At 42.6% G+C, this 26,035-nt stretch carries 25 protein-coding genes and 1 pseudogene; 5 read left to right on the top strand and 21 right to left on the bottom strand.

Features of this window, described 5'->3' with window-relative positions:
• Positions 1-110: 110 nt before the first annotated feature.
• The gene (gene alr, locus H5125_RS00400; RefSeq protein ID WP_101085207.1) at positions 111-1,229 is read right to left on the bottom strand and encodes an alanine racemase; all 1,119 of its coding nucleotides are present in this window, start codon (positions 1,227-1,229) and stop codon (positions 111-113) included.
• A 145-nt stretch (positions 1,230-1,374) separates the two neighbouring features.
• Positions 1,375-2,781, bottom strand: a complete 1,407-nt coding sequence (gene dnaB, locus H5125_RS00395; protein ID WP_101085206.1) for a replicative DNA helicase — start codon at positions 2,779-2,781, stop codon at positions 1,375-1,377.
• Positions 2,782-2,911: 130 nt separating this feature from the next.
• Here dnaB and H5125_RS00390 point away from each other — a divergent pair.
• Positions 2,912-5,101: pseudogene (locus tag H5125_RS00390) on the top strand (S46 family peptidase); the annotation flags it as partial.
• Positions 5,102-6,014: 913 nt separating this feature from the next.
• Here the strand turns inward: H5125_RS00390 and rplI are convergent.
• The 4 genes from rplI to rpsF are packed head-to-tail and all read right to left on the bottom strand — an operon-like array spanning position 6,015 to position 7,454.
• Complete coding sequence (rplI, locus tag H5125_RS00385; RefSeq protein WP_101085204.1) at positions 6,015-6,467, bottom strand: 50S ribosomal protein L9; 453 nt, start codon at positions 6,465-6,467, stop codon at positions 6,015-6,017.
• A 45-nt stretch (positions 6,468-6,512) separates the two neighbouring features.
• Positions 6,513-6,740: a 30S ribosomal protein S18 gene (rpsR, locus tag H5125_RS00380; RefSeq protein ID WP_101085203.1), complete on the bottom strand. Its 228-nt coding sequence runs from the start codon at positions 6,738-6,740 to the stop codon at positions 6,513-6,515.
• Positions 6,741-6,752: 12 nt separating this feature from the next.
• Positions 6,753-7,040 (bottom strand): primosomal replication protein N, encoded by a 288-nt coding sequence (gene priB / locus H5125_RS00375; RefSeq protein ID WP_011638788.1) that lies wholly within the window; start codon positions 7,038-7,040, stop codon positions 6,753-6,755.
• A 21-nt stretch (positions 7,041-7,061) separates the two neighbouring features.
• Complete coding sequence (gene rpsF, locus H5125_RS00370; RefSeq protein ID WP_011638789.1) at positions 7,062-7,454, bottom strand: 30S ribosomal protein S6; 393 nt, start codon at positions 7,452-7,454, stop codon at positions 7,062-7,064.
• 216 nt (positions 7,455-7,670) lie between these two features.
• On the opposite strand from rpsF, the gene H5125_RS00365 reads away from it, so the two are divergent.
• Together H5125_RS00365 and H5125_RS00360 are read left to right on the top strand one after the other, a co-directional pair.
• On the top strand, positions 7,671-8,423 hold the full coding sequence (locus tag H5125_RS00365; RefSeq protein ID WP_174839655.1) for a DUF481 domain-containing protein: 753 nt from the start codon (positions 7,671-7,673) through the stop codon (positions 8,421-8,423).
• Positions 8,424-8,504: 81 nt separating this feature from the next.
• Entirely contained in the window at positions 8,505-9,929 is a 1,425-nt protein-coding gene (locus H5125_RS00360; RefSeq protein WP_162023885.1) for an MFS transporter, read from the top strand.
• A gap of 216 nt (positions 9,930-10,145) precedes the next feature.
• Here the strand turns inward: H5125_RS00360 and rlmB are convergent, their stop codons facing one another.
• The 8 genes from rlmB to zapE all read right to left on the bottom strand — a co-directional run bounded on the left by rlmB (position 10,146) and on the right by zapE (position 18,348).
• Positions 10,146-10,886 (bottom strand): 23S rRNA (guanosine(2251)-2'-O)-methyltransferase RlmB, encoded by a 741-nt coding sequence (gene rlmB, locus H5125_RS00355; protein ID WP_011638792.1) that lies wholly within the window; start codon positions 10,884-10,886, stop codon positions 10,146-10,148.
• Between the two features lie 4 nt (positions 10,887-10,890).
• Positions 10,891-13,410: a ribonuclease R gene (gene rnr, locus H5125_RS00350; protein WP_182743143.1), complete on the bottom strand. Its 2,520-nt coding sequence runs from the start codon at positions 13,408-13,410 to the stop codon at positions 10,891-10,893.
• A gap of 37 nt (positions 13,411-13,447) precedes the next feature.
• Positions 13,448-14,065: a tetratricopeptide repeat protein gene (locus H5125_RS00345; RefSeq protein ID WP_392341439.1), complete on the bottom strand. Its 618-nt coding sequence runs from the start codon at positions 14,063-14,065 to the stop codon at positions 13,448-13,450.
• A gap of 122 nt (positions 14,066-14,187) precedes the next feature.
• The gene (locus tag H5125_RS00340) at positions 14,188-15,483 is read right to left on the bottom strand and encodes an adenylosuccinate synthase (RefSeq protein WP_101085197.1); all 1,296 of its coding nucleotides are present in this window, start codon (positions 15,481-15,483) and stop codon (positions 14,188-14,190) included.
• Positions 15,484-15,552: 69 nt separating this feature from the next.
• Complete coding sequence (locus tag H5125_RS00335; protein WP_011638796.1) at positions 15,553-15,741, bottom strand: DUF2065 domain-containing protein; 189 nt, start codon at positions 15,739-15,741, stop codon at positions 15,553-15,555.
• 392 nt (positions 15,742-16,133) lie between these two features.
• Positions 16,134-16,526, bottom strand: a complete 393-nt coding sequence (gene rpsI / locus H5125_RS00330) for a 30S ribosomal protein S9 (protein WP_011494965.1) — start codon at positions 16,524-16,526, stop codon at positions 16,134-16,136.
• Positions 16,527-16,543: 17 nt separating this feature from the next.
• The gene (rplM, locus tag H5125_RS00325) at positions 16,544-16,972 is read right to left on the bottom strand and encodes a 50S ribosomal protein L13 (protein ID WP_011638797.1); all 429 of its coding nucleotides are present in this window, start codon (positions 16,970-16,972) and stop codon (positions 16,544-16,546) included.
• A 263-nt stretch (positions 16,973-17,235) separates the two neighbouring features.
• The gene (gene zapE / locus H5125_RS00320; protein WP_182743142.1) at positions 17,236-18,348 is read right to left on the bottom strand and encodes a cell division protein ZapE; all 1,113 of its coding nucleotides are present in this window, start codon (positions 18,346-18,348) and stop codon (positions 17,236-17,238) included.
• A gap of 322 nt (positions 18,349-18,670) precedes the next feature.
• Between zapE and degQ the strand changes: the two genes are divergently transcribed.
• Positions 18,671-20,020, top strand: a complete 1,350-nt coding sequence (gene degQ / locus H5125_RS00315) for a Do family serine endopeptidase DegQ (RefSeq protein ID WP_162023889.1) — start codon at positions 18,671-18,673, stop codon at positions 20,018-20,020.
• 156 nt (positions 20,021-20,176) lie between these two features.
• A complete protein-coding gene (gene degS / locus H5125_RS00310) occupies positions 20,177-21,256 on the top strand; it encodes an outer membrane-stress sensor serine endopeptidase DegS (protein WP_182743140.1) in 1,080 nt (359 codons plus the stop codon).
• A 127-nt stretch (positions 21,257-21,383) separates the two neighbouring features.
• Here the strand turns inward: degS and murA are convergent, their stop codons facing one another.
• Genes murA through H5125_RS00275 form a run of 7 tightly spaced genes read right to left on the bottom strand, consistent with a single transcriptional unit; the run spans position 21,384 to position 26,024 of the window.
• The gene (gene murA, locus H5125_RS00305) at positions 21,384-22,643 is read right to left on the bottom strand and encodes a UDP-N-acetylglucosamine 1-carboxyvinyltransferase (protein ID WP_101085193.1); all 1,260 of its coding nucleotides are present in this window, start codon (positions 22,641-22,643) and stop codon (positions 21,384-21,386) included.
• Positions 22,644-22,658: 15 nt separating this feature from the next.
• On the bottom strand, positions 22,659-22,910 hold the full coding sequence (locus H5125_RS00300; RefSeq protein WP_011638802.1) for a BolA family protein: 252 nt from the start codon (positions 22,908-22,910) through the stop codon (positions 22,659-22,661).
• 27 nt (positions 22,911-22,937) lie between these two features.
• Positions 22,938-23,237, bottom strand: coding sequence for a lipid asymmetry maintenance protein MlaB (locus H5125_RS00295; protein ID WP_101085192.1), 300 nt, complete (start codon positions 23,235-23,237; stop codon positions 22,938-22,940).
• Positions 23,234-23,902, bottom strand: coding sequence for a phospholipid-binding protein MlaC (locus H5125_RS00290; RefSeq protein ID WP_194956034.1), 669 nt, complete (start codon positions 23,900-23,902; stop codon positions 23,234-23,236). Before H5125_RS00290 ends, H5125_RS00295 begins: the two co-directional genes overlap by 4 nt.
• Positions 23,903-23,912: 10 nt before the next feature.
• Positions 23,913-24,386, bottom strand: a complete 474-nt coding sequence (gene mlaD, locus H5125_RS00285; protein ID WP_101085191.1) for an outer membrane lipid asymmetry maintenance protein MlaD — start codon at positions 24,384-24,386, stop codon at positions 23,913-23,915.
• 41 nt (positions 24,387-24,427) lie between these two features.
• Positions 24,428-25,267: a lipid asymmetry maintenance ABC transporter permease subunit MlaE gene (mlaE, locus tag H5125_RS00280; protein ID WP_194956033.1), complete on the bottom strand. Its 840-nt coding sequence runs from the start codon at positions 25,265-25,267 to the stop codon at positions 24,428-24,430.
• Entirely contained in the window at positions 25,200-26,024 is an 825-nt protein-coding gene (locus H5125_RS00275; protein ID WP_101085189.1) for an ATP-binding cassette domain-containing protein, read from the bottom strand. The genes mlaE and H5125_RS00275 overlap by 68 nt, the downstream gene beginning before the upstream one ends.
• Positions 26,025-26,035 lie beyond the last annotated feature (11 nt).

The following is a 26,035-nucleotide window of genomic DNA, read 5'->3' as shown; positions in this document are numbered from 1 at the left end:
CAGCACCTAAAACAACAGTATCTAAAACTACAGCACCTAAAAAAGTATCTAAAACAACAATGCCCAACACATTATCTACGTATTGGGCATTGTTTATATCAATCTCATGCTCAATCGAGCAGTTCAACCAACACTCGTGGCGTAAGCTTAGTCACTAATTCATAAGCAATGGTACCAATGTGTTCGGCCACTTCTTCTACTGCAAGTGCTTTACCCCACAGCTGAACACTATCGCCGACGTTATCTTGTGCATCGGCACCTAGGTCTACGGTTAACATGTCCATAGACACTCGACCGACTATCGGTACTCGGCGGCCGTTAATCCATACCGGTGTGCCTTCTGGCGCATTACGTGGGTAACCATCACCATAACCAATGGCAACAACCCCTAAGCGAGTGTCTTTTTTAGCGGTCCAAGTTGCACCGTAGCCGACACTATCGCCGGCTTTATGTTCGCGCACAGCTATCAGATTGGATACTAATTCCATCGCCGGAATTAATCGATGATTAACGCCCCTATCACCCACCACCGGAGATACACCATAAAGCGCAATGCCGGGTCTTATCCAGTCGGCTTGGCTTGTTGGCCAAAATAAGGTACCTGCAGAATTTGCTAAGGTGCGATCGCCTTCTAAGCCACTAATCAATTGCTCAAAGGCATTCATTTGCGTTTGAGTAAGGATATTATCGGGTTCGTCGGCGCAGGCAAAGTGAGTCATTAAATGAATCGGCTTAGCCACTTGCGGACAAGCCAGCAAACGCTGATAAATACTGTCGAACTGCTCAAGACTAAAGCCGATACGATGCATGCCAGTATCAATTTTTATCCATACGGTGACAGGCTTATCTAGCGTGATAGTTTCAAGCATTTGCAATTGCGATTCATGATGAACCACAGTATCGATATTATGACTAACTAGTGTGGGTAAATCTGACTGACGGAAAAAACCCTCTAATAATAAAAGCTTACCTTTTACGCCGCCTTCTCTGAGTTGCAATGCTTCTTCAAGCCTTGCCAAACCAAACCCATCTGCGCCGCCATGATACTTGCCGACACTTTCTACATAATTTAATAAGCCGACACTTTCAGCCACATTTAATAACCCATGGCCATAACCATTGGCTTTAACCACTGCCATAATTTTGCTATTGGGCGCAATAAGGCGCAATTGTGCCAAGTTACTTTGCAATGCGTAACGACTGATTTCTGCACGAGGAAAAGGTTTCAATAGGTTGCCTTAATTAACAATAAATAACATGGCGCGGCTTGCTATCTGTTAAGAGGTTTAGGGCCATGAATGCAACCTCATTAACAGAGATAAACTAATATCATAAATAACGATACTAAAAACACAAATACAGTCTAATCAATGATTAGTCTTCTTCAAATTGCGGCCCAGCATAGTTATCAAAGCGAGAGAATTGACCTTGGAATACCAGACGAATACGCCCAATAGGTCCGTTACGTTGCTTACCGATAATGATTTCTGCGGTGCCTTTATCTTCGGAGCTGTCGTTATACACTTCGTCGCGATAGATGAACATAATTAAATCGGCATCCTGCTCAATCGCACCCGATTCACGTAAGTCAGAGTTAATTGGGCGTTTATCGGCTCGTTGCTCTAGCGAGCGGTTAAGCTGCGACAATGCAATAACAGGTACTTCTAATTCTTTGGCTAAGGCTTTTAATGAACGAGAGATCTCTGAAATTTCTAAGGTACGATTATCTTTTAACGACGGTACCTGCATTAATTGCAGGTAATCGATCATGATCATTGATAACCCGCCATGCTCACGCGCAATACGTCTGGCACGACTGCGCACTTCGGTTGGGGTTAACCCTGAGCCATCATCGATGTACATTTTACCTTGTTCAAGCATGATACCCATGGTTGAAGACACGCGCGCCCAATCTTCATCGTCTAATTGACCTGTACGAATTTTGGTTTGGTCTACACGGCCAAGCGAGGCTAACATACGCATCATAATCTGTTCTGACGGCATCTCGAGACTGAAAATAAGTACTGGCTTGTCTTCATTCATGGCGGCTTGTTCACACAAGTTCATCGCGAAGGTGGTTTTACCCATAGAAGGACGCGCGGCTACAATAATTAAGTCGCCAGACTGAAAACCAGCGGTCATTTTATCTAAATCATTAAAACCACTTGAAACACCAGTCACACCGTTATGGGGATTGTTATAAAGCTGCTCAATCCTATCGACGGTTTTTTCAAGAATGCTTTTAATGTTTTCCGGGCCTTCATTGGCATTGGTACGCATTTCTGCGATTTTAAAGACTTTGGTTTCAGCCAAATCTAATAATGCACTTGAATCACGGCCTTCTGGGTTATAACCCGCATCGGCAATTTCGTGGGCAACGGCAATCATGTCACGTACTACGGCACGTTCACGCACAATGTCTGCGTAAGATAAAATATTACCGGCGCTGGGGGTATTTTTGGCAATTTCGCCTAAGTAAGCAAAGCCGCCAGCATCGTCTAATTGATCTTCAATTTCGAGCTGTTCGGATACGGTAATTAAATCCAGCGGTTGGCCCGATTCCATTAAACGTTGCATAGCCGTGAAAATCATTCGATGAGAACGAGAATAAAAATCTTCTGGCACAACCGCTTCAGAAACACGATCCCACGCTTCAGCATCTAGCATCAATCCACCTAACACGGATTGTTCTGCTTCTATTGAATGAGGAGGCAATTTTAATGCATTAACTTCTACATCTCTTTGCCTGTTTCTTGCTTTAAAAGCACCTTGCTGTGACATTAACACTCCCAATTTCCAACGACTTTATAAAATATGGTATAACACCGTGGTCTAGCTTAATTTGCCGTCATTACCGATTAGAATAACAGCTCCGTCAAACGGAGATAAAATAATTATTTAAGGAAAATACATGCGTATAGCACTCGTTGCAGCACTTGTGCTGACATCTGGTTTTGCCTTTGCCGATGAAGGGCAGTGGCAACCGTATCAAATGCCATCCATTGCCGACAAACTCCTGCAACGTGGTATTGATATTCCCGCATCACAACTGGCAGATTTGGGACAGTACCCAATGAATGCTGTCGTCAGTTTGGGGTATTGTACCGCCAGTTTTGTATCCCCCCAAGGCCTAGTTGTCACAAACCATCATTGTGCTTATCGCGGCATACAATATAACAGCAAAAAAGAACATAATTACCTCGCAGATGGCTTTTTAGCAAACACCCAAGCGGAAGAACCTTCTGCTGGGCCAAACGAACGCTTATACATTACCGAGGAAGTTACCAACGTGACCGATAGCGTTATGGCTAACTTAAGCACCGAACCTTTGGTACGCTTTGAAGATATCCAGGCGAATAAAAAAGCATTAATTAAAATCTGCGAATCAGATGACAACTACCGTTGCTCAGTTAACAGTTTTCACCACGGCTTAGAATATTATCTGACGAAACAGTTAATCATTCGAGATGTACGCTTGGTGTATGCGCCACCTAAAAGTATTGGCGGCTTTGGCGGCGATATCGACAATTATGAATACCCTCGTCATTCTGGCGATTTTACCTTTTTACGCGCCTATGTGGGCAAAGACGGTAAGCCTGCAACGTTTAAGAAAGGCAATGTGCCATATCAGCCTAAGAGCTACTTAAAAGTGAACGCAGACGGTGTAAAAGCAGGCGATGGTATTTTTGTGGCCGGTTATCCAGGTTCTACCAGCCGTTACAACTTAACCAGTGAGTTACAGTTTGCTAGTGATTGGATATATCCAACCTACGCAAAACGCTACCAGTTGCAAATTGATACCATTACCTTAATGGGCGATGTAGATAAAGATATCGCGCTTAAATATGCCGGCACTATGGCCTCAATGGCTAACCGGATGAAAAAGCTTAATGGCTTATTAGATGGCTTTAACGCCACTGATATTGTTGGTATTAAACAGCAACGTGAGAATGACTTTCTCGCTTGGCTTAAAAAAGATCCTGGTGCTAACCAAAATCTCATCAGTGATCTTGAAGCACTACTTGCTGAAAAACATCAGCAAATGCAAACCAATTATTTCTTTAAAAATGCCCAATCAAGCGAAATGCTCCAGGCTGCTAGCAAACTGTACCGTTTAGCTAAAGAAAGGAAGAAACCCAATGACCAACGTGAGTCAGGGTTTCAGCTGCGTGATATGAAAATGTTTAAAGCAGCACTTAAACGTATCGATAGCAGCTTCGATCCCGTGGTCGATAAAATTTTATGGTTACAAGACTTACAAGCCTATGTAAGACAACCGTTAAAAACTGAAGTGTTTGATAACGCCTTAAGCAGCTCAGACAATTTTGAACAGCTAGAGTCTAAAGTGGAAGGTTTGTATGCATTAACAGAGCTCACCGACCAAGCTAAACGCCTAGCGTGGATGAGTAAAAGAGCTGAAGATTTTGAGATTAGCGATGACCCATTTATTCGTTTAGCGGTGGCCATTCATGACACCAATATGGCATTGGAAAAGAGCGAAAAGCTACTTGCAGGTAAATTGTCATCTGTTCGTCCTGAATATATGAAGGCGATTATTGATTATTACAAATCAAATAACTGGCCTGTATACCCTGATGCTAACCGCACATTACGTATTACCTACGGTATGGTTGATGGCTATCAATCTAAAGATGCATTATACAAGCAGCCATTTACTCGCTTAGCTGGCATCCTAGCCAAAAACACCGGTGAAGCACCGTATAATGCTCCCGCGAAACTGTTAGCGGCAATTAAAGCTGACGACTTAGGTAAACATCGCGTCACATCGGTATATAAGCAGCAAAGCAGTTGTCAATTTATGTCTTGTTTAGACAAGCCCGCCGATTTTAACTCTGTACCGGTTAACTTTTTATCAAGTGCTGACACTACTGGTGGTAACTCAGGCTCACCAGTGTTAAATGGTAAAGGTGAGTTAGTTGGTCTTAACTTCGACTCAACTTATGAAGCCATCACTAAAGACTGGTTCTTTAACCCAACGATTACCCGTGCCGTACATGTCGATATTCGCTACATTTTGTGGATGATGGACAAGGTCGATCACGCTGATAATTTGATAAAAGAGTTAACCTTAGTGACCAAGACTGAAGGAGAAGCAAAGGTAGCAACTGAAGTTACTGCCATAGCAACAACCGAAATATTGCCTGAAATTGCAACTGAAGCAGTAACAGTCGTCACACCCGAAGTGGCAACTGAGACACCAGCCAAAGTGGCAACTGAAGTAGCGTCTGATGTTGCCATAGAAACTGCAACTGAATTACCTGCAGAAGCGGCAATTGAAGTTGCACCCGATGTTGCACCCGATGTTGCAATAAAAGCAGCGACTGAAGTTCCTACCAATGCAGTGGTTGCAGTAACACCAGAAGCAGCTGCCGAAGTTACAACTGAAATACCAGTCAAACCAGCAGTTGCAGTAACGCCTGAAGTAGCCCTCGAAGTTACAACCAAAGCATCTGCTAAAGCCGGAGTTGTAGTCGTACCAGAAGCCGCTGCAGAAGTTACAACCAAAGTACAAGCCGAAGCGGCAGTTGTAGTAGTACCAGAAGCCGCTGCAGAAGTTGCAACTAAAGTACAAGTCAAACCAGCAGTTGCTGTAGCCCCTGAAGCAGCTGCCGAAGTTGCAACCAAAGCATCTGCTAAAGCCGGAGTTGTAGTAGTACCAGAAGCCCCTGCAGAAATTACAACCAAAGTACAAGCCAAAACGGCAGTTGTAGTAGCCCCTGAAGCAGCTGCCGAAGTTGCAACCAAAGCACCGGCCAAAGCGACTGTTGTAGTAGCGCCTGAAGCAGCGACTAAAAAAGAACTAAACTAGCCCTGGTAAACAATATTCCAGTGACCATCAAATAGAGGTTCACTGGAATATTCTCTGGCATTGAAAGATCCTAAACAGCTGGCCATGCGGCCTAAACAGATGGTGTTAACAAGGCTAGTGATTAAATCGCAGAGATAAAAAAACACCGCCCGGAGGCGGTGTTTTTTATGGAGCTAAACAGTAATTAAGCTTCTGCTACAATAGCAATCTTAACTACAGCTTTAACTTCAGCGTGTACTTGAACTTCAATTTCGAAGCTACCAGTAGTGCGTAAAGCACCTAAAGGTAAACGAACTTCAGATTTAGCAAGTGTTACGCCAGCTGCAGTAACTGCATCAGCGATATCACGGTTGCCAATTGATCCGAATAATTTACCTTCATCACCTGCTTTAGAAGCAATAACAACAGCTTCTAATGCAGTTAATTTATCAGCGCGAGCTGTCGCAGTAGCTAATTCAGCAGCTAATTTAGCTTCTAATTCAGCACGACGAGCTTCAAATACTTCAGTGTTTGCTGTGTTTGCTACAACTGCTTTACCATAAGGTAAAAGGAAGTTACGAGCATAACCAGCTTTAACAGAAACTTGGTCGCCTAAGCTACCTAAGTTTGCAACTTTATCTAGCAAAATAACGTTCATTATCAAATCCTCAATATTCTGTTAGGAATAATTAATACTGCAATATTACTGATGTAAATCAGTATATGGCAGTAGAGAAAGATAACGAGCACGCTTGATAGCGCGAGCTAGTTGGCGTTGATATCTAGCACTGGTACCAGTGATACGGCTAGGAACAATCTTGCCGCTTTCAGTGATGTAGTTCTTTAAAGTAACGATATCTTTGTAATCAATCTCGACAACACCTTCAGCGGTGAAGCGACAGAACTTGCGACGACGGAAATAACGTGCCATTTTGACAGTCTCCTAAGTTTTCAATTCGACATTTTCAGCATGCAAGACTAAACGGTTTTGTCCATTTCGCCCTTGTTGTAGTGAAAGAAACCCTTCAACATCAACTTGCACACCTGCTTGTAATTTATTTGCTACGCTATCAAAGCGCGGACCACTTAATACCACTTGAATCAAACAGTAGACGTTTCTCAACATTTCTACTTCTTGTCTTTGTGATTTATGCTCTACCGTTATGACCACATGGGCTATACCGCTAGGGCTATCTAATCGTCTTGAACGAGTTATCGTTCCAGACAACATTAAGTGATTATTCACAAAAAATTATTCAGCGTTTTCTTCAGCGCTTTCTTCTACATTACGGTCATCAGAAGGTGAACGACGTGAATCACGTTCGTCTCTTGCTTTTGCCATAGGAGAAGCTTCAGTAACTGCAGCTTTAGTGCGCATTACCATGTTACGCAGAACAGCGTCGTTGAAACGGAAAGCTGTTTCTAGTTCTTCGATAGACTCTGCAGATGCTTCTACGTTCAAAAGAACATAGTGAGCTTTATGTAGGTCTTGGATCGGGTAAGCCAATTGACGACGGCCCCAATCTTCTAAACGGTGGACTGTACCATTAGCAGCGGTGATAACACCGGTGTAACGCTCAATCATACCAGGGACTTGTTCACTTTGATCTGGGTGAACCATAAATACGATTTCATAATGACGCATTTATTGCTCCTTACGGTTAAGTAGCCTCTTTTCTGGCTCAGTCAGACCAATGTGGAGGCAAGGAACGAATTAAAGTGACTGATTTGAGCGCGCGATGATACATAAAGTGCGCTATAAACTCAAGCACTAACTCACTCTTTTCAGCAATCTTGAATACAGGTATGATGGCGACAGTCCAAAATACCGCGTTTACGCCGTCAAGAATAAAACAGTCTAATGATAACCATGAAAAACATAGTCACAACATGCTGCCTCTTTTTATTGTCTGCTCCGGCATGGGCGTTAGTACCACCAGATTATCAAGAACCGCCTAGTAATTTTAATGCTGAAGTTGAAGCTGGTTTACAGCTAAACAGTGGTAACAACGAAACTAAAAACTTTAACGGCCGTACTTATTTAACTTACGACTCGCCGAGCACCAAACAAGAAGCGACATTAAAGGCTTATTATGCCTCTGATGGAAATGAGTCTACTGCGGAAAAGTACGAATTGTTTTTACAGTCTAACTATAAATTAGAGCGTGGTTATGTATTTGGTCGTGGCGAATTTACCTGGAACGAGTTTGGTTCTTATACCCGTATTTCTACTATTTCTACTGGTTACGGTTTTGACTTAATTAAAAACTATAAAACCAAATTGAGCCTTGAAGCCGGCCCTGGTTATCGTTACGACCAACCGCAAGCCAGTATTGCTGAACCAAACCCTGATGAAAATCGTGATGTAATATTACGTTCAGCGGCTAAATATACGGTAAAATTGCAAGAATATACTAGCTTCAACGCCGACGTAACAGCCGAAACAGGTTTAGACAACAACACGTTAACCCTTGATATGAGTTATAAAAATACATTTATTCAAGATTGGGCATTTAAAATCGGTATGAACATCAAGTACACTGAAGTGGTGCCTGATGAAAGTAAAAACACCGATACAGTCACCACATTCAACTTGTTGTACACGTTTCAATAATTATTGATCGTAAATGAAGCGTAACAAGACAATCAATCAGTAGGGCTAACGTAGCCTTACTGAACCAATAAAGGCGCAGTTATGGACAGCCCGCTTCGCAGTTTTGCATCCTTATATAGCACCACTTTTTTAATGGTACTTGCTGCAGGTCTACTGACAACCTACCTGGGCTTAAGCCTGACCACCATGCAAGTGCCACAAATATGGATTGGTGGCATGATGTCTGCCTACTATATTGGTCTTGTGTGCGGTTCCAAAGTTGGCCATAAACTTATCGCTCAAGTTGGCCATATTCGTGCTTTTGTTGCCTGTGCTGGAATCGTCACCGCATCAGCACTGGGTCATGCTCTCATCGACAACTTAACCATATGGTTAGTATTGCGCCTTGCCGTTGGTATGGGAATGATGTGCCAATATATGGTGTTAGAAAGCTGGCTCAATGAACAGGCCGAAAATAATCAACGCGGCACCGTATTTGCCAGTTACATGATTGTATCTTATTTAGGGTTAATGGCTGGCCAGGGAGCCATTAGCTTATATCCTGATTTGGGCATAGAACCACTGCTGTTAATCGCCATATGTTTTGCATTATGCATTGTGCCTATTTCAATCACTCGAAGAATTCACCCAGAACCGTTAACGCCGGCACCATTACAAATGGGTCTGTATTGGAAACGAGCCCCTCAAGCCTTAACGACAATAGCGTTAGGAAGCATGATTGTAGGTTGTTTTTATGGTTTAGCGCCATCTTATGCGACTGCCAAAGGTATTGATCCTGAACATGTTGCACTCTACATGTCTTGTACCATTTTTGCCGGGTTGTTAGCCCAATGGCCAATGGGTAAATTATCTGACATTATTTCTCGTAGCTTATTAATTCGCATTAACTGTACGTTATTGGGGGTTATCGTATTAATTATTACGGTCGTTCCATTCCATTCAGTGTATTCATTAATATTAACCGGTTTATTTGGTATTTTAGCGTTCACCTTATACCCATTAGCAACTGCCTTAGCAAACTCACGCGTAGACCAACACGAACGAGTTGGACTGTCTGCCACTATATTAGTGACCTTCGGTATCGGAGCAAGTATTGGCCCCTTAGTTGCTTCTGGTTTAATGCAGGTCTTAGGTGACCAAATGCTGTATGGGTTTATGGCAATCTGTTCGTTTACCTTATTAGTAAGACTACTGTGGATTAATTTACGCCAAAAAGCCGAACAAACTGCCACTGGAGATTACATAATGGCAGGTGGTGATTTAGTCAGCTCGCCGTTGGCAGCATCATTCGATCCACGTGTGGATATAGAAATGGTCAACGAGCAAATGATCAATCCTGCCGAGGATGCATTTGATAGCGTGCCAGATTCAACCGACGATGAGCTTGAAGATGCCGATGAGCAAGCCGGTTATAATACTGCTTATGCTAGCGTAGTAAACGATGATAGTTTGGGGCATGAGGAATTGGATGACGAAGATGTCGATAATGAGATCGGTAGACGTTAATTGATGTCATAAATTGCATATATAAAGTGTATTTATTTAAAGTGCACTTGTTTAAACTGAGCGCATTAGCCGTTTTGAATTAATAAAAACGTTAAAGCAGTATGTAAAACACTCAATATCCTGAGCTCGAGATAATAAAAAACGGCGATTAATATCGCCGTTTTTTGATCGCATTCTTTGCTATTTTCGCTAGCAACAACGCTAATGGATAGGTGATTAACCTAAACGCTGTCTAACCGCTTCAAATAAGCAAACACCAGTGGCAACAGACACGTTGAGACTCGACACGCTTCCAGACATTGGAATCGATACAAGTGAATCACAACCTTCGCGTGATAAACGACGTAAACCTTTATCTTCCGCGCCCATAGCAATCGCTAGCGGCCCTTTGAGGTCTGCTTGGTATACATTACCTTCGGCTTCGCCTGCAGTACCTACAATCCAAACACCTTTATCTTGCAAGTGACGCATAGTACGAGCAAGGTTAGTCACTTGAAATAACGGTATGGTTTCTGCTGCGCCACAAGCAACTTTGCTTACGGTTGAGGTTAACCCTACTGAGTTATCTTTTGGTACGATAACCGCATGTACCCCAGCAGCATCAGCATTACGTAAACATGCGCCAAGGTTATGTGGATCAGTTACACCGTCTAAAATTAATAAGAAAGGCACTGCAGTTTTATCAAGTAACTCATCTAAATCTTTTTCAGTCAACGGCTTAACAGCCTTAACGCGAGCCACAATACCTTGGTGTTGTGAGCTACCCGCTTTATCATCTAACACTTTACGTGCTGCACGTTGTAGTGTTGTACCAAAGGTTGACGCTAGATTAATTAACGGGGTTAAGCGTTCGTCATCACGGCCTTGTAGTAGCCAAAGTTCAATGACACGTTCAGGGCTGTTATCTAACAAAGCTTGAACGGCGTGAATGCCAAAAATGGTATCTTGTTTTTTCATTTAATTACTTTCTCTTGCTGCGCTTGGCAGGGTTTTTCTTAACGCTAGAATCTGGTTTTGCTGCATCCGTTTTTTGTGCAACTGCAGAAGATTTTTTCACCGCCGCTGGTTTTGCTGCTGGAGATGAAGCTTTTCCGCTTGAACGACGCTTGCTGGCTTTAGGCTTATCAGACTTTGGTTTGTCAGACTTTGATTTATCAGACTTAGGCTTATCTGATTTAGGTTTATCAGACTTTGCAGATGACTTACCTCGTGCTGACTTAGCGCCTTCAGCATTCACTCGTTGGCGCGCTGTTGTTGGCTTACTGCCTTTACGCGCTGTTTTACCCGCACCTTTAGTGTTGTCACCCACCATCAATAAATCAATTTGACGATCATCAAGATTCACCGCCGCAACTTTAACCGTCACAGGATCGCCTACTTGATATACTTGGCGAGAATTTTCACCAATTAACCGTTGGCGCATTGGATCAAATTGATAATAGTCACTGGCAAGACTTGAAATATGTACCAGCCCATCAATAAATAATTCGTTTAATCTGACAAATAACCCAAAGCTAGTGACTGAGGCAATAACCGCATCGAAAGTGTCGCCGACGTGATCTTGCATATATTCACATTTAAGCCAATCACTCACATCACGAGTTGCTTCATCTGCACGACGCTCAGTGGTGGAACATTCTTCACCTAATGCATCTAACTCTTCAATCTGGTAGAGATAACCACCATCTTGAGTCCATTTATCGTTAACATTGTCCTGCTCTTTTGCGAGTAAATATTTAATCACTCGATGCAAAACTAAGTCAGGATAACGACGAATTGGCGACGTAAAATGCGAATAAGCTTCTAATGCCAAACCAAAGTGACCTTCGTTGTCTGGGCTGTAAACGGCCTGGCGCATTGAGCGCAATAACATCACCTGAATTAACTCAAAGTCAGGACGGTCAGCAATTTTTAACATCAGATTTTGATAGTCAGTCGGGGTCGGCTCTAATCCGCCATCCATGCTTAAACCACGCTCAGCAAGAAACTCTTTAAAATTAGCCAGTTTTTGCTCTGATGGTGCTTCGTGAACACGATATAGCACTTCACCTTTGTGCTTTTTAACAAATTTCGCCGACGCCACGTTGGCTAAAATCATACATTCTTCAATGATTTTATGCGCTTGATTGCGACCTCTAGGGACAATTTTATCAATTTTACGTTGTTCATTAAAAATGAATTGCGTTTCTAGCGTTTCAAAAGCAATCGCCCCACGCTCTGCACGGCGCTCATCTAAGATCATATATAACGACTGCAAACACAATAAATGCGGGAATAATGCTTCATGCTCAGGGGCAATTGCACCACCTTCTAGCATGTCGGCAACTTGGGTGTAGGTAAAACGTGCATGAGAGTGCATTACCGCGGGATAAAACTTAGTACCCGATAACTTACCCGCTGCAGAAATGGTCATTTCAGCAACCATACATAAACGGTCGACTTTTGGCTTTAATGAACACAAGCCATTAGATATTTTCTCAGGCAACATTGGGATAACTTGCGATGGGAAATATACCGAGTTACCACGTGAGCGCGCTTCAGTATCTAATGCTGAATCAGTGCGTACATAATGACTCACATCAGCAATTGCTACCCATAAACGCCAGCCACCACTTGGTTTTGCTTCAGCATACACCGCGTCATCAAAATCACGGGCATCTTCGCCATCAATAGTGACTAACGGTAAATGACGTAAATCGACGCGACCTAATTTATCTTCTTCGGTGACTTCGTCAGGAATACGTTTGAGTTTTTTCTCAATAATCGCTGACCAAGTATGTGGTAAATCATAATTACGTAACGCAATTTCAATTTCCATACCCGGTGCCATTGTCTTACCCAAGACTTCGGTCACTTTCGCTGCCGCTTTAACAAAACGACCAGGGCGACGGGTTAACTCAACCACGACAACATCACCGGCGCGCGCGCCTAGTGTATCTTCGCTGGCAATTAATATTTCTTGGGTGATGCGTCTGTCATCAGCAATAACAAAACCCATGCCGCCGTCGACGTGATAACGGCCAACTAATGCAGCTGTTCGCTCATGAACTAAGCGCACAATTCGTGCTTCGCGACGACCACGACGATCAGTACCTGCTTTTTGAGCAAGCACTTTATCGCCATGGAAATACATCAGCATATCGCGATTATTAATAAATAAATCGTCACCGCCTTCATCTGGCTTAAAAAAGCCGAATCCATCGCGATGGCCTAAAACGGTACCAGACAATAAATCCATCCGTTCAGGTAAGCCATAGCTTTGTCCGCGGGTAAAGACTAGCTGGCCATCACGCTCCATTGCACGTAAACGACGGCGGAGGGCTTCTAATGGCACTTCATCTGTAATGGATAATGCTTCAGCTATTTTATCGCGGGAAACAGGAGACTTTTGGGCGCGCAAGTATTCTAAAATATACTCACGGCTAGGAATAGGATTGTCGTACTTGTCTTGTTCTCTCTCAAAATGAGGATCGTTGATCATTCAATTTCCAAATAATTCGCTCCATATTTTGGAGCCTTTAACGTGTGTACAGCTGAGGCTGCTGTGCCCTGGCCACAATACTGGCGGGCATTTTTGCAGCGAGCATCTGCAGTAAAGACGAGGCCTTTTTCTGTTGGGCGTCGTCATCAAATATACTGTTATATAACCAATGATAGCCCAGTTCATAATCGGCAGGACTTCCGTAGCCTTCACCAAATAAATGAACCAGTGTCATTCTTGCGGTTAAATCCCCATTAGCTGCCGCAGGCAATACATATTGCACTGCACGATTGGGATCTTTAACCACTAGTTTACCGCGATAATAATAATCTGCCAATTTTACCATCGCTTCAGCGCTACCCTGCTCAGCAGAGGTTTGCAGCAGCGCCATGCCGCGAGAAGGATGAGCCTTGACACAAACACCGTTATTAAGCATTTCAGCCCATAAAAATTGGTACATGGGTTGCTGTAATACTTCAGCACGGGCTTCAATGTCTTGAACCAGCTGACAGTCGTCTGCTTTTACGCGTTGTAAATATTGATTTGAGCGGATGAGCGAAATCAATTGTTGATCGCTATAGATATCGACGGCTTCTGTCACCGCAAATACATTGATCGAAACCACACTCAACAACAATAAACAGATACGCAACATAAGGATTCTCAATGGCACTTTCATGACTTATCCATCGGCAGTATAGCGTATTTCTTGAATAGAAACTGTTACAACCGTTAATAGCATCCATTAAAAAGGCCGCTTATCGCGGCCTTTTTGGTTTACTTGAACGGACTCACCAAAATCATGGTTTCATTTCTGTCCGGCCCCGTAGAGATAATATCAATAGGCGTTTCTAATAACTCTTCGATACGCTTGATATAATTTATTGCCGCTGGAGGCAATTGCTCGATTGTTGTGGCACCAAAAGTGGTTTCACTCCAACCAGGCATGGTTTCGTATATTGGGGTAACTAAATCATAACCTTCAGCAGCCAAAGGCGTAACCTTTGAAACTGTTCCATCAGCATATTGATAGCCAACACAAATTTTAACTTCTTTTAGGCCGTCTAAAACGTCTAATTTAGTTAAACAAAAACCACTAACACTGTTGATTTGAACTGCGCGGCGCATTGCCACAGCATCTAACCAACCTGGACGACGCTTACGACCAGTTGTTGCACCAAACTCTTGGCCTTTCTCACCAATATAATCACCAATTTCATTGGCTAATTCTGTTGGAAAAGGACCAGCACCGACGCGAGTCGTATAAGCTTTCATGATGCCTAAAACATAGTCTAAATGACGAGGACCAAAACCTGAACCGGTCGCAACACCACCAGCTGTCGTGTTTGATGAAGTCACAAATGGATAAGTACCGTGGTCGATATCCAATAATGTGCCTTGAGCGCCTTCAAAAAGAATTGGCTCACCCGCTTTACGCGCAACATCAAGCATTTCGCTAACATCAGTACACATGCTTTTTAGATAATCAGCAATCGCTAATGCATCATCAAGTGTTTGCTGGTAATCAACGGCTTCAACTTTGTAGTACTCAGTTAGCATGAAGTTATGATATTTCATCACTTCTTGTAACTTAGTCGCAAAAAGTTCTGCATTAAACAAATCACCGATGCGTAAACCGCGACGAGAAACTTTGTCTTCATATGCAGGACCAATACCACGACCAGTTGTACCAATGGCTTTATTACCGCGAGCTTTCTCGCGAGCAACATCCAATGCACAATGGAATGGAAGGATAAGCGGACATGCTTCAGAAATTAATAAACGCTCTTCGACAGGTACGCCGCGTCCTTTTAGCATGTTGATTTCTTTCATCAACGCATCAGGAGCAACAACCACACCATTACCGATAATACATTTTACGTTATCACGTAAAATGCCTGACGGAATAAGATGAAGAACGGTTTTTTCACCATCAATTACCAAAGTATGACCGGCATTATGACCGCCTTGGTAACGAACTACGTATTTTGCCTGTTCTGTTAAAAGGTCGACAATCTTACCTTTGCCTTCGTCACCCCATTGAGTGCCGAGTACGACTACATTTTTGCCCATTATTAGCTGCAACGTCTTGTGGTATAAAATAGAATTTTAACAGATTTTAGGGGGTTATAGGCAAGTGTTTTATTGAAAAATGATCAATAAAACAATTCCTGCAGTAACTAAACATCCACCTAAGCGTCTGAGAACATTTTGCTTTTGTGTAGAAAGCTCTAATAAATATTTTTGCCACTTGTTAGGAAAAAGTAACGGACCAAGCCCTTCAATAATTAAAACTAAGCCAAATGCGGTCATTAACAATGGTAAATTCATGTTTTAGCCTCTTTTTAACGGATACCAATTCCATTAATTATGTAACCTCAACTCGGCATATAAATGAGGTTACATCATTATAAAAATTAAAGCTTAGTCATTAGCCACTATCAAACTTGTCATTTATTTTACTAACAAGGCAAATTGACGCGTCAATAGCTGGCCTATTGTAAGTCTGCTTGTATAAAGAATAACGCAGTTAGCAAGACAAAGGACTGATTGCGAGGCGTTTGTTATCTCAAGTTCAGGCTATGTACCTTTCAGCCGATGTTTCTGGCCTATTCACATTGATGCTATACAACATCATTAACCCACACAGCACATTTTACACGATAAATTTTAGACAATAAAAAACCCAGCAAATGCTGGGTTTTTTGAATCCAAAAAACGAATTAACGCTTAGAGAACTGTGGCTTACGACGTGCTTTACGTAGACCAACTTTCTTACGTTCAACTTTACGTGCATCACGGGTAACAAAACCAGCGCTACGTAGAGTAGGACGTAAAGCTTCATCTAGTTGCAATAATGCACGGGTAATACCGTGACGAATTGCACCAGCTTGGCCAGTAGTACCACCGCCCTTTACAGTTACATAGATGTCTAACTTATCAGTCATTTCAACTAATTCTAATGGTTGACGAACAACCATACGAGCAGTTTCACGACCAAAATATACATCCAAAGGACGTTGGTTTACAACGATATTGCCACTACCTGCTTTAGCGAAAACGCGAGCTGTAGATGTTTTGCGACGGCCAGTGCCGTAGTACTGAGTTGCAGACATTTGCTTACTCCTCCCGTTTAGATATCAAGAACTTGTGGTTGTTGTGCAGCGTGGTTATGTTCTGTGCCAGCGTAAACTTTAAGCTTACGGAACATGGCACGGCCCAAAGGACCTTTTGGTAACATACCCTTAACTGCTTTCTCGATGATCATTTCAGGCTTATGAGCTTGAAGCTTCTCAAAGCTGATTTGCTTAATGCCACCAATGAAGCCTGAATGAGAGTAGTAAATCTTACCAGCAGCTTTATTACCAGTTACAGTCACTTTTTCAGCATTGATAACGATGATATAATCACCAGTGTCAACGTGTGGAGTGTATTCTGGCTTATGCTTGCCACGTAAGCGAGTTGCGATTTCAGTTGCGATACGGCCTAAAGTTTTGCCTTCAGCGTCAACAACAAACCAGTCACGAGTTACAGTTTCTGGTGTAGCAGTAAAAGTCTTCATTATTACAAAAACCCAAAGTTAATTTTCTGTCTCACATGCTGACTGCAGGTTGCAATCAACACAAAATTACCGATTCTTGCCCCTTCGAACATGAATATTGGCTTACAACTTCCGCCCAAATTGGCGGATTAACGCGGGCAGGTCGCAGATTATACGCAAAGCCACAGCAAAGATCACCTGCTTTCTGATAATATTTCAAATAAACTACTCAATGAGTGCTGAACAAAATATGCCCGAGTTTTCAAAAAGTACCGTTTGCAGGCTTAAGGTAAATGTTCCAGCGCCAGATACTCTCTTGATTGCATTTCAATCAGCCTTGAACGACAGCGTCTGAACTCAAAATTTAGCTGGCCATCGGTATAAATATGTTCCAATTCGACTTGGGCTGAAATAATCAATTTGACATTTCTTTCGTAGAATTCATCGACCATGGCTAAGAAGCGTCTGGCAATATCATCACCCGTTTGCTGCGATCCCATTTGCTCTAAACCACTCACCAGCACGGTATGATAGAGGCAAGCCATTTCCATGTAGTCACGTTGCGAGCGAGGCCCATCACATAAATCACGGAAGTTTATTAATAGTACTCCTTGTGACTGTTGACGAATACGAATTGCACGCCCATCAACTTCTATAGAAGTGGTAAGCTTTTCAGATTCCGGTGCCAGTTGGTCAAAATAATGTATTAGATTGATGTCAGCTTGTTCATCGAGGGGATAATGATAAATCTCCGCCTGCTCTAAAGTTCGCAAACGGTAATCAATTCCAGAATCGACATTTAAGATTTCACAGTGCTGATTAATCAAGGCAATGGCAGGTAAAAAACGCACCCGTTGTAAGCCATTTTTATATAATTCATCAGGAATGATGTTTGAGGTGGCCACGAGTGCAACCCCTTCTTTAAATAATGCTTGAAATAACGTCCCTAACAGCATGGCATCGGTGATATCTGACACAAAGAATTCATCGAAACAGATGATTTGATATTGTGACGCCATCTTTTTAGCGATAGTAAGCAGAGGATCTTGTACGCCTTTTAGTTCACCTAAGTCATGATGAATTTGATGCATGAATCGATGGAAATGAGCGCGTAATTTTAGCTCTGTAGGCAAGGCATCAAAAAAGGTGTCCATTAGATAGGTTTTACCCCGGCCAACCCCACCCCAAAGATACAAACCTTTTACTGGTGGAGGTGTAGACTTAATCCCTATTGCGCTAAACAATTTACTGACGCCAGATGCCGGTTTAGCAGCGACAATCAATTCATCATAGACTCGCTGTAGTGACTTAACCGCTTGTTCTTGTGCGGCATCATGTGAAAAATCATCTCGGGTAAGGTCTTGCTGATAATGCTGCCAAGGGGTTAACTGCGACACGATTACGACTCTCTTGCATCAAATAATTGCTGCGAATAATAACATTAAATAATAAATACGAGTAATGGCTTCAACGGATCAAATTAACCTTTGTTAATAAAAATGGAACTAACACGATGATCGTTACTCTGATTGATTAACGTAAATTTGTTAATTGTTTGCTTATCGTTGTGCTGACTTGCTCGCCATTGTAGAACATCATTAAACAAGCTCACGACTACACACTAACAAAAATGATTAACGATATTTAACTTTGAAATCATGCCATCAAGCCACATATTTTATGTTATCAAGCTTGAATGCATACAGGAGCTATCCATAGATGAAAACCAAATTAAGCTTACTTTCTGCCGCGTTATTAACTGCATCGTTAGCCATGACACCCACGCTATCATTTGCTGCCATTCCACAAGCTGTCGACGGGCAAGCCATTCCTAGCTTAGCGCCAATGTTAGAACGGACAACGCCAGCTGTTGTGTCGGTAGCAGTATCGGGTACCCAAGTTTCCAAGCAACGCGTACCAGATGTGTTTCGTTACTTCTTCGGTCCAAATGCACCACAAGAACAAGTTCAGGAACGTCCTTTTAGAGGTTTAGGTTCAGGGGTTATTATTGATGCCGACAAAGGCTACATCATAACCAATAACCATGTCATCAATGGCGCTGACGACATTCAAATCGGCTTACACGACGGTCGTGAAGTTACAGCTAAGCTAATCGGTGCAGATAAAGAATCAGACATTGCCCTGCTTCAAATTGAAGCAAAAAACTTAATTGCTATTAAACAAACTGATTCTGACGAAATTCGCGTCGGTGATTTTGCTGTGGCCATTGGTAACCCATTTGGTCTTGGACAAACCGTCACGTCAGGGATAGTCAGCGCGCTAGGCCGCAGTGGTTTAGGCATTGAAATGCTAGAAAACTTTATCCAAACCGATGCCGCTATAAATAGTGGTAACTCGGGCGGCGCATTAGTTAACTTAAAAGGTGAACTCATCGGAATTAACACCGCAATCGTGGCCCCTAATGGTGGTAACGTCGGTATTGGTTTCGCGATTCCTGCCAATATGGTTAATAACCTTGTTGATCAAATTATTGAACACGGTGAAGTAAGACGTGGCGTACTGGGAGTATCAGGACGAGACCTTGACAATGAACTTGCTAAAGCCTTTGGTTTAGACACTCAGCATGGTGGCTTTGTGAATGAAGTTATGCCAAAAAGTTCAGCTGACAAAGCCGGACTAAAAGCGGGTGACATTATTACCAGCCTGAATGGCCGCAGCATTAAGACTTTCCAAGAACTGCGCGCAAAAGTTGCCACTATGGGCGCTGGTGCTGAAGTAGAGTTTGGGATTATTCGTGACGGTGATAAAAAGACCATCAAAGCGACCTTAGGCGAAGCGGATAAAGTCGAAGCTGAAGCGGGTAACGTCCACCCTATGTTACAAGGCGCAACGTTAGAAGACAGCAAGAAAGGCATCCAGATCACTGAGATTGCTCAAGGCTCACCAGCTGCAATGAGCGGTTTGCAAAAAGGAGACTTAATTGTGGGACTTAACCGCAACAAAGTGACCAGTCTTAAAACATTAAAAGAAATGTTGAAAGACAATCAAAGCTCTGTAGCGCTAAAAATATTACGTGACAACAACTTGCTCTACCTAGTTTTACGTTAATATTGTCAAACCACTAGAATCGCACTCGATAACAACCATGAGTTTATTGAGTGTGACTTCAGTTAAGGAATTAAGCATCGACAACCGTTTGGTCGATGCTTAATTTTTTGAGCTATGTTAATATAACAGCCATTTTTTTTAACAATTATTCATGCCATGAACCTAAAAGACACTTGCATCTATATAACTAAAGCTGTGGTATTTGGTCTGATCATGGCAGCAGTTTTTTTAGCCATAACCTCCTTGCTCCAAAACTCCTCGCTCAACCATAGCTTAACGAATGTCAGCAATAATGGCTCAGAATTATCTTTTGCTAAAGCGGTCCGCCGTGCAGCCCCTGCCGTTGCTAATATTTATAGCCTTAGTATTGATCAACATAACCCACTCAATTCAAGTTCACTTCAAGGTCTCGGCTCTGGAGTAATAATGAGTAAAGAAGGTTACGTATTAACCAATTACCATGTGATAAAAAAAGCCGATGAGATTGTGATTGCGCTGCAAGATGGGCGTAAATTTACCGCCGAAGTGGTTGGTTCTGATCCCGAAACTGATTTAGCAGTACTCAAAATTGAAGGTGACACTTTACCTATCGTACCGATTAATCTTAATAAGCTCGCCCAAGTAGGCGATGTGGTATTGGCCATTGGCAATCCTTATAATATTGGCCAAACCATTACCCAAGGGATTATTAGTGCAACAGGACGTAACGGCTTAAGTTCAGGTTACTTAGACTTCCTACAAACTGATGCCGCCATTAATGCTGGCAATTCTGGTGGAGCATTAATCGACACCAGTGGTGAATTAATTGGTATCAATACTGCCGCATTCCAAGTGGGTGGTGATAATGGGGGTAATGGGATTAGTTTCGCGATTCCGATAAAGTTAGCTCACAGTATCATGGACAAATTGATTAAGCATGGTCGAGTTATCCGCGGTGCATTAGGCATTTCTGGTGAACCACTTAATCCCGTAATGGCCCAGATACTCAACTTACCTGATTTAAAAGGTGTGTTGGTTACAGGTATTGATCCTGGCGGACCAGCAGCACGTGCACGTTTATCTCCTAGAGATGTTATTACTCAATATAATGACGAAGATGTTCCAGGTGTTGAAATGTTAATGGACAGAATTGCAGAAACTACCCCGGGTACTAAAGTCAACATGACCATTATTCGTGAAGGTAAAAAGCAAACACTACCGGTGATTATTTCAGAAAAGATCACTGCAGCAGAGTAGCAGACGCAAATATTCACAATGTATTTCGACAAAAAAACCATTCAAATGAATGGTTTTTTTTATGCGTCAGCAGTAATGTTTATGACGACTGCACTTGATCTATTTCACACCAGCTATTTCACACCAGTTATTTAACCCGGACGACTTCAGCACCCAAGCCTTGGAACTTAGCTTCAATGTGCTCGTAACCACGATCTAAATGGTAGATACGATCTACTGTTGTCGTTCCTTCAGCCATTAAGCCTGCAATGACTAAGCTGGCAGATGCACGTAAATCTGTCGCCATAACTTGGGCGCCATTTAACCGTTCAATACCATGAATAATGCAAGTGTTGCCTTCAAGCTCTAGATTAGCACCCATGCGGCTCAGCTCTGGTACATGCATAAAACGATTCTCGAAAATCGTCTCTGTAACACGGCCAGTGCCTTCAGCAAGAGCATTCAACACACAAAATTGCGCTTGCATATCGGTTGGAAACGCAGGATAAGGTGCAGTTTTAATATTGACTGATTTTGGACGTTGGCCTTTCATATCAAGCTCAATCCAGTCCTCGCCGGTCGTGATCTCAGCACCGGCATCTTCAAGCTTTGATAATACCGCTTCTAATGCACTAGGGTCTGCAGATACACAGCGAATTTTGCCACGTGTTACAGCTGCGGCAACCAGGAAGGAACCGGTCTCGATGCGATCAGGCATAACACGATATTCGCAACCCGATAAACGCTCAACCCCTTCAATCTTTAAGGTCGCAGTGCCTACACCAGTAATCTTTGCACCCATAGCAATTAAGCAATGTGCTAAATCAGTGACTTCAGGCTCACGGGCAGCATTTTCAATCACTGTGGTGCCATCCGCTAACGCAGCGGCCATAAGCAAGTTTTCAGTTGCGCCGACACTGACCATATCCATAAAGATATGTGCGCCTTTTAAACGGCCATCTACGCGCGCTTTGATGTAGCCTTCTTTGACTTCAATCTTAGCTCCCATTAACTCTAAACCATGTAAATGCAGATTCACCGGACGTGCGCCAATAGCACAACCGCCAGGCAAAGAAACATCTGCAGTACCATAACGGGCAAGCAATGGACCTAAAATAAGAATAGAAGCGCGCATTGTTTTGACTAAATCATAAGGGGCGCAGTATTCATTTAAATTGGTGGTTGAAATACGAATGCGGCTACCGCCTAAGTCTTCAACCTCTGCACCTAAACAGCGTAGTAGTTCACAGCTGGTGATCACGTCACGTAAGTTAGGCACATTTGAGACAATAAAATCTGTTTCAGCTAATACGCCAGCCATTAAAATTGGCAATGCTGCGTTTTTTGCACCAGAGATCACGACTTCGCCAGCTAAAGGTTTGCTGGCTTTAATAGTTAATTTATCCACTGTGAGTCTCAGTTGTTACATATTGAAAAGTTTTTCACGCTTCCACTGGGTAGGCGTAAAAGTTTTAATCGTTAACGCGTGCAATTCACCACTGGCAATTTGCTCAGCTAAAGGAGTATAAATCGCCTGCTGCTGTTTTACACGACTCATGCCTTCGAAGCATTCACCCACGGCGACCACTTTGTAATGGCTGCCATCAGAGGTCACATGTGCTTCTGTTAGCGACAACGCCTCTGTTAAAATCTGTTCAATAACCTTGCATTCCATGAAATCAATTACCTTTACTATTTGAGACTATATTTGGCTGAAAAAAGCGTCTAAATCATAAAGCTCAATCATTTTCTTGAGCTGATCACTTGGATTAACCAATTGACGTGACACACTTGTTTCTTGGCTACTTGAAGCATGTAGTTTGATAAACGCTAATAACAATGCAACACCTGCACTGTCGACGTATTCCAATGCTGATAAGTCTACCACTTGAGTAGATGCAGTAAACAATTCATGGCGTTTAGGCCACAATTGTTTTACATCATCTTGTGTTAACCGACCGCTGACAATGCAACGTTGCTCTTGTTGATTAAAGGTAATCACGCAGCGGCTGCTTCTTTTGCTGGTTGGCGATCAATATTCTGTTGGGTTTTATCATTCAACATTGTAATCACCGCTTCAATACCTTGCTGACGGATTAAATTTGAAATTTCAGACTGTTTAGAGGCGAGTAAACTCACCCCTTCCGCCACTAAATCAAATGCTTTCCAAGTGTTGTCTTTCAGACGACGCGCTTTAAATTGAATTTTAATCGGTGGACGACCTTTTTCGATAATCTGCACGTTCACTTCAACTATTTTTTCGTCGCTAAAATCACTCGGCGGATCAAAGGCCACTTTTTGGTCGGTATATTCTGTTAATGCTTGAGCATAAGTTGCGACTAAATAGCCTTCGAAAGCCTCAACAAAACGATTACGTTGATCTACGGTGGTATCACTTAAATACTGCCCCATGACTTTATACGCAGCGTATTTATAATCGACGTAAGGCATAAGCTCTTCACGTACAATCACTTTTAAATGACTTAAATCGGCATTAATTAATTCTTTATCTGATTTAAACCGATCAAAGGTCATATTGGCTACTTGTTTGATCATCTCATAAGGATCACTAGTATTCACCTCATCATTAGCAGCCGTAGCACCTTGGCTGATAACAGCGCTGCCCACTAGGCATAAAGCTATAACACGACTAAAAAACGTTTTCATAATAGGGATCCTATTTATCTTTAGATGACATGCTGTATAACAGCTGACCAATTAAATCTTCTAAAATCAATGCACCACGAGTGTCATGTACTTTATCGCCATCGGCAAGCATCGAAATATCATCGTCCATAAATCCAGGTGTTAGACCAATAAACTGCTCCCCAAGTAACCCTGAAGTCAAAATGGCCAAACTGCTGGTTTCGGGGAATTTATCAAAGCGCTTATCCATTGTTAACGTCACAACAGGCACTAATTTATGGCTATCAAGGGTAACATCAGTCACGCGTCCGACAACGACTCCGCCAACTTTTACCGGCGAACGTACTTTTAGGCCACCGATATTATTAAACTCAGCCACCAAGGTATAAGTCTGGGCATTGGATTTTACTTTCACATTAGCAACGTTGAATACTAATACGCAAAATGCCAACAAACCTGACAATAAAAATACACCTACTAATAACTCTATTTTCCGTGTCAACATACTATTAAACCACTTAAATTAATCTAAACAATGAAAAAATCTTAATTTCCAAACATGATTGCCGTAAGCAAAAAGTCCAGCGCTAAAACAGCTAAGCTTGCCTGCACAACCGTTGAGGTTGTCGCACGACTGATGCCTTCTGGATTGGGTTGAACTTCATAACCTCGGTACAAGGCTATCCATGTCACCACCACACCAAAAATAGCACTTTTTATCAAACAGTTAACAATATCTTGTCGCCACTCAACCGATGCTTGAAGAATAGACCAAAACGCACCACTATCAATGCCCTTCCATTCAACACCGACTAAGTGCCCACCTAAAATACCCACAAGACTAAACATTAACGCCAGTAATGGCATGCTAATGACACCCGCCCAAAAACGCGGTGCGATGATTTGCCTTAATGGGTCTATCGCCATCATCTCTAAACTCGACAATTGCTCTGTCGATTTCATTAAGCCTATTTCGGCGGTTAACGCAGAACCTGCTCGTCCGGCAAATAATAATGCAGCAACGACAGGCCCAAGTTCGCGTAATAAGCTTAACGCTACCATTGGGCCTAAGCTTTCTTCAGTGCCAAACCCAACTAAAATATTATATCCCTGCAGAGCCAATACCATGCCAATAAACAAACCGGACACTAAAATGATGACCATTGAACGAACACCAAGCACATAAACTTGCTTAATCAGTAATGGGGTGCCTTTTTTGATGTTAGGAAAATGCGCAATTGCGCGCCATAACATGATGCCCGCTCGACCATAACCCTGCACCAATCTCAGTGCATATTTGCCGGTGTCGGCAATATAATCAATTACGCCCACGAAGTAGCTCCTCTTGATAATCCTCTGCAGGATAATGGAATGGCACAGGGCCATCTGGCGCACCTTTGATAAACTGGACCAATTGTGGATTGTCAGATTGACGTAATTGCTCTGGTGTTCCATGTGCAATGACTTTTTTATCGGCTATCACATAGACATAATCTGCAATACCTAATACTTCATCTACATCATGAGAAACCACTACTGAAGTGAGTTTTAATGAATCCGACAACTCACGAATAAGTTTTACTAGCATGCCCATTGAAATAGGATCTTGTCCGGCAAAGGGCTCATCGTACAGCACCATCTCAGGTTCAAGTGCAATCGCTCGCGCCAATGCGGCTCGACGCTGCATACCACCAGATAACTCATTAGGCATCATATACGCGGCACCGCGAAGTCCGACAGCTTGAAGTTTCATCAATACAATGGAGCGGATAATCTCTTCAGGTAATCCAGAATGCTCTCTTAATGCAAACGCGACATTATCGAAAACATTAAGGTCAGTAAACATTGCACCACTTTGAAATAGCATACTCATGCGCTTACGCAATTCAAACAGATCTTTGCGTTTAAGCTTATGTATATCATGGCCATCGAATAAAACTTGCCCACTGTTGGGGGTTAACTGTCCGCCAATCAATTTCAATAGGGTGGTTTTACCGATACCGCTGGGCCCCATGATAGCGGTTACTTTACCTTTGAGAATCGATAAAGAAATATCTTCATAAATCACGTGTGAACCATGGCTAAATGCTAAATGGTTAACTTCGACCAAAGGTTTATTACTTGATTTGCTCATATCAGACATTGGCGTTGAGG

Origin of the sequence: Shewanella sp. SR44-4 (assembly GCF_014163715.1) — a bacterium.
Taxonomy (GTDB): domain Bacteria; phylum Pseudomonadota; class Gammaproteobacteria; order Enterobacterales; family Shewanellaceae; genus Shewanella.
The sequence above is the reverse complement of the archived record's forward strand: the minus strand, read 5'-3'. Positions and strand labels throughout refer to the sequence as shown.

Excerpts from the sequence above, each read along its gene's own strand:
- dnaB (WP_101085206.1), bottom strand. The coding sequence starts at position 2,781 with ATGTCACAGCAAGGTGCTTTTAAAGCAAGAAACAGGCAAAGAGATGTA.
- rplI (WP_101085204.1), bottom strand. The coding sequence starts at position 6,467 with ATGAACGTTATTTTGCTAGATAAAGTTGCAAACTTAGGTAGCTTAGGC.
- rpsR (WP_101085203.1), bottom strand. The coding sequence starts at position 6,740 with ATGGCACGTTATTTCCGTCGTCGCAAGTTCTGTCGCTTCACCGCTGAA.
- priB (WP_011638788.1), bottom strand. The coding sequence starts at position 7,040 with ATGTTGTCTGGAACGATAACTCGTTCAAGACGATTAGATAGCCCTAGC.
- rpsF (WP_011638789.1), bottom strand. The coding sequence starts at position 7,454 with ATGCGTCATTATGAAATCGTATTTATGGTTCACCCAGATCAAAGTGAA.
- H5125_RS00365 (WP_174839655.1), top strand. The coding sequence starts at position 7,671 with ATGATAACCATGAAAAACATAGTCACAACATGCTGCCTCTTTTTATTG.
- H5125_RS00360 (WP_162023885.1), top strand. The coding sequence starts at position 8,505 with ATGGACAGCCCGCTTCGCAGTTTTGCATCCTTATATAGCACCACTTTT.
- rlmB (WP_011638792.1), bottom strand. The coding sequence starts at position 10,886 with ATGAAAAAACAAGATACCATTTTTGGCATTCACGCCGTTCAAGCTTTG.
- rnr (WP_182743143.1), bottom strand. The coding sequence starts at position 13,410 with ATGATCAACGATCCTCATTTTGAGAGAGAACAAGACAAGTACGACAAT.
- H5125_RS00345 (WP_392341439.1), bottom strand. The coding sequence starts at position 14,065 with ATGTTGCGTATCTGTTTATTGTTGTTGAGTGTGGTTTCGATCAATGTA.
- H5125_RS00340 (WP_101085197.1), bottom strand. The coding sequence starts at position 15,483 with ATGGGCAAAAATGTAGTCGTACTCGGCACTCAATGGGGTGACGAAGGC.
- H5125_RS00335 (WP_011638796.1), bottom strand. The coding sequence starts at position 15,741 with ATGAATTTACCATTGTTAATGACCGCATTTGGCTTAGTTTTAATTATT.
- rpsI (WP_011494965.1), bottom strand. The coding sequence starts at position 16,526 with ATGTCTGCAACTCAGTACTACGGCACTGGCCGTCGCAAAACATCTACA.
- rplM (WP_011638797.1), bottom strand. The coding sequence starts at position 16,972 with ATGAAGACTTTTACTGCTACACCAGAAACTGTAACTCGTGACTGGTTT.
- degQ (WP_162023889.1), top strand. The coding sequence starts at position 18,671 with ATGAAAACCAAATTAAGCTTACTTTCTGCCGCGTTATTAACTGCATCG.
- degS (WP_182743140.1), top strand. The coding sequence starts at position 20,177 with ATGAACCTAAAAGACACTTGCATCTATATAACTAAAGCTGTGGTATTT.
- H5125_RS00300 (WP_011638802.1), bottom strand. The coding sequence starts at position 22,910 with ATGGAATGCAAGGTTATTGAACAGATTTTAACAGAGGCGTTGTCGCTA.
- H5125_RS00290 (WP_194956034.1), bottom strand. The coding sequence starts at position 23,902 with ATGAAAACGTTTTTTAGTCGTGTTATAGCTTTATGCCTAGTGGGCAGC.
- mlaD (WP_101085191.1), bottom strand. The coding sequence starts at position 24,386 with ATGTTGACACGGAAAATAGAGTTATTAGTAGGTGTATTTTTATTGTCA.
- mlaE (WP_194956033.1), bottom strand. The coding sequence starts at position 25,267 with ATGGCCCTGTGCCATTCCATTATCCTGCAGAGGATTATCAAGAGGAGC.
- H5125_RS00275 (WP_101085189.1), bottom strand. The coding sequence starts at position 26,024 with ATGTCTGATATGAGCAAATCAAGTAATAAACCTTTGGTCGAAGTTAAC.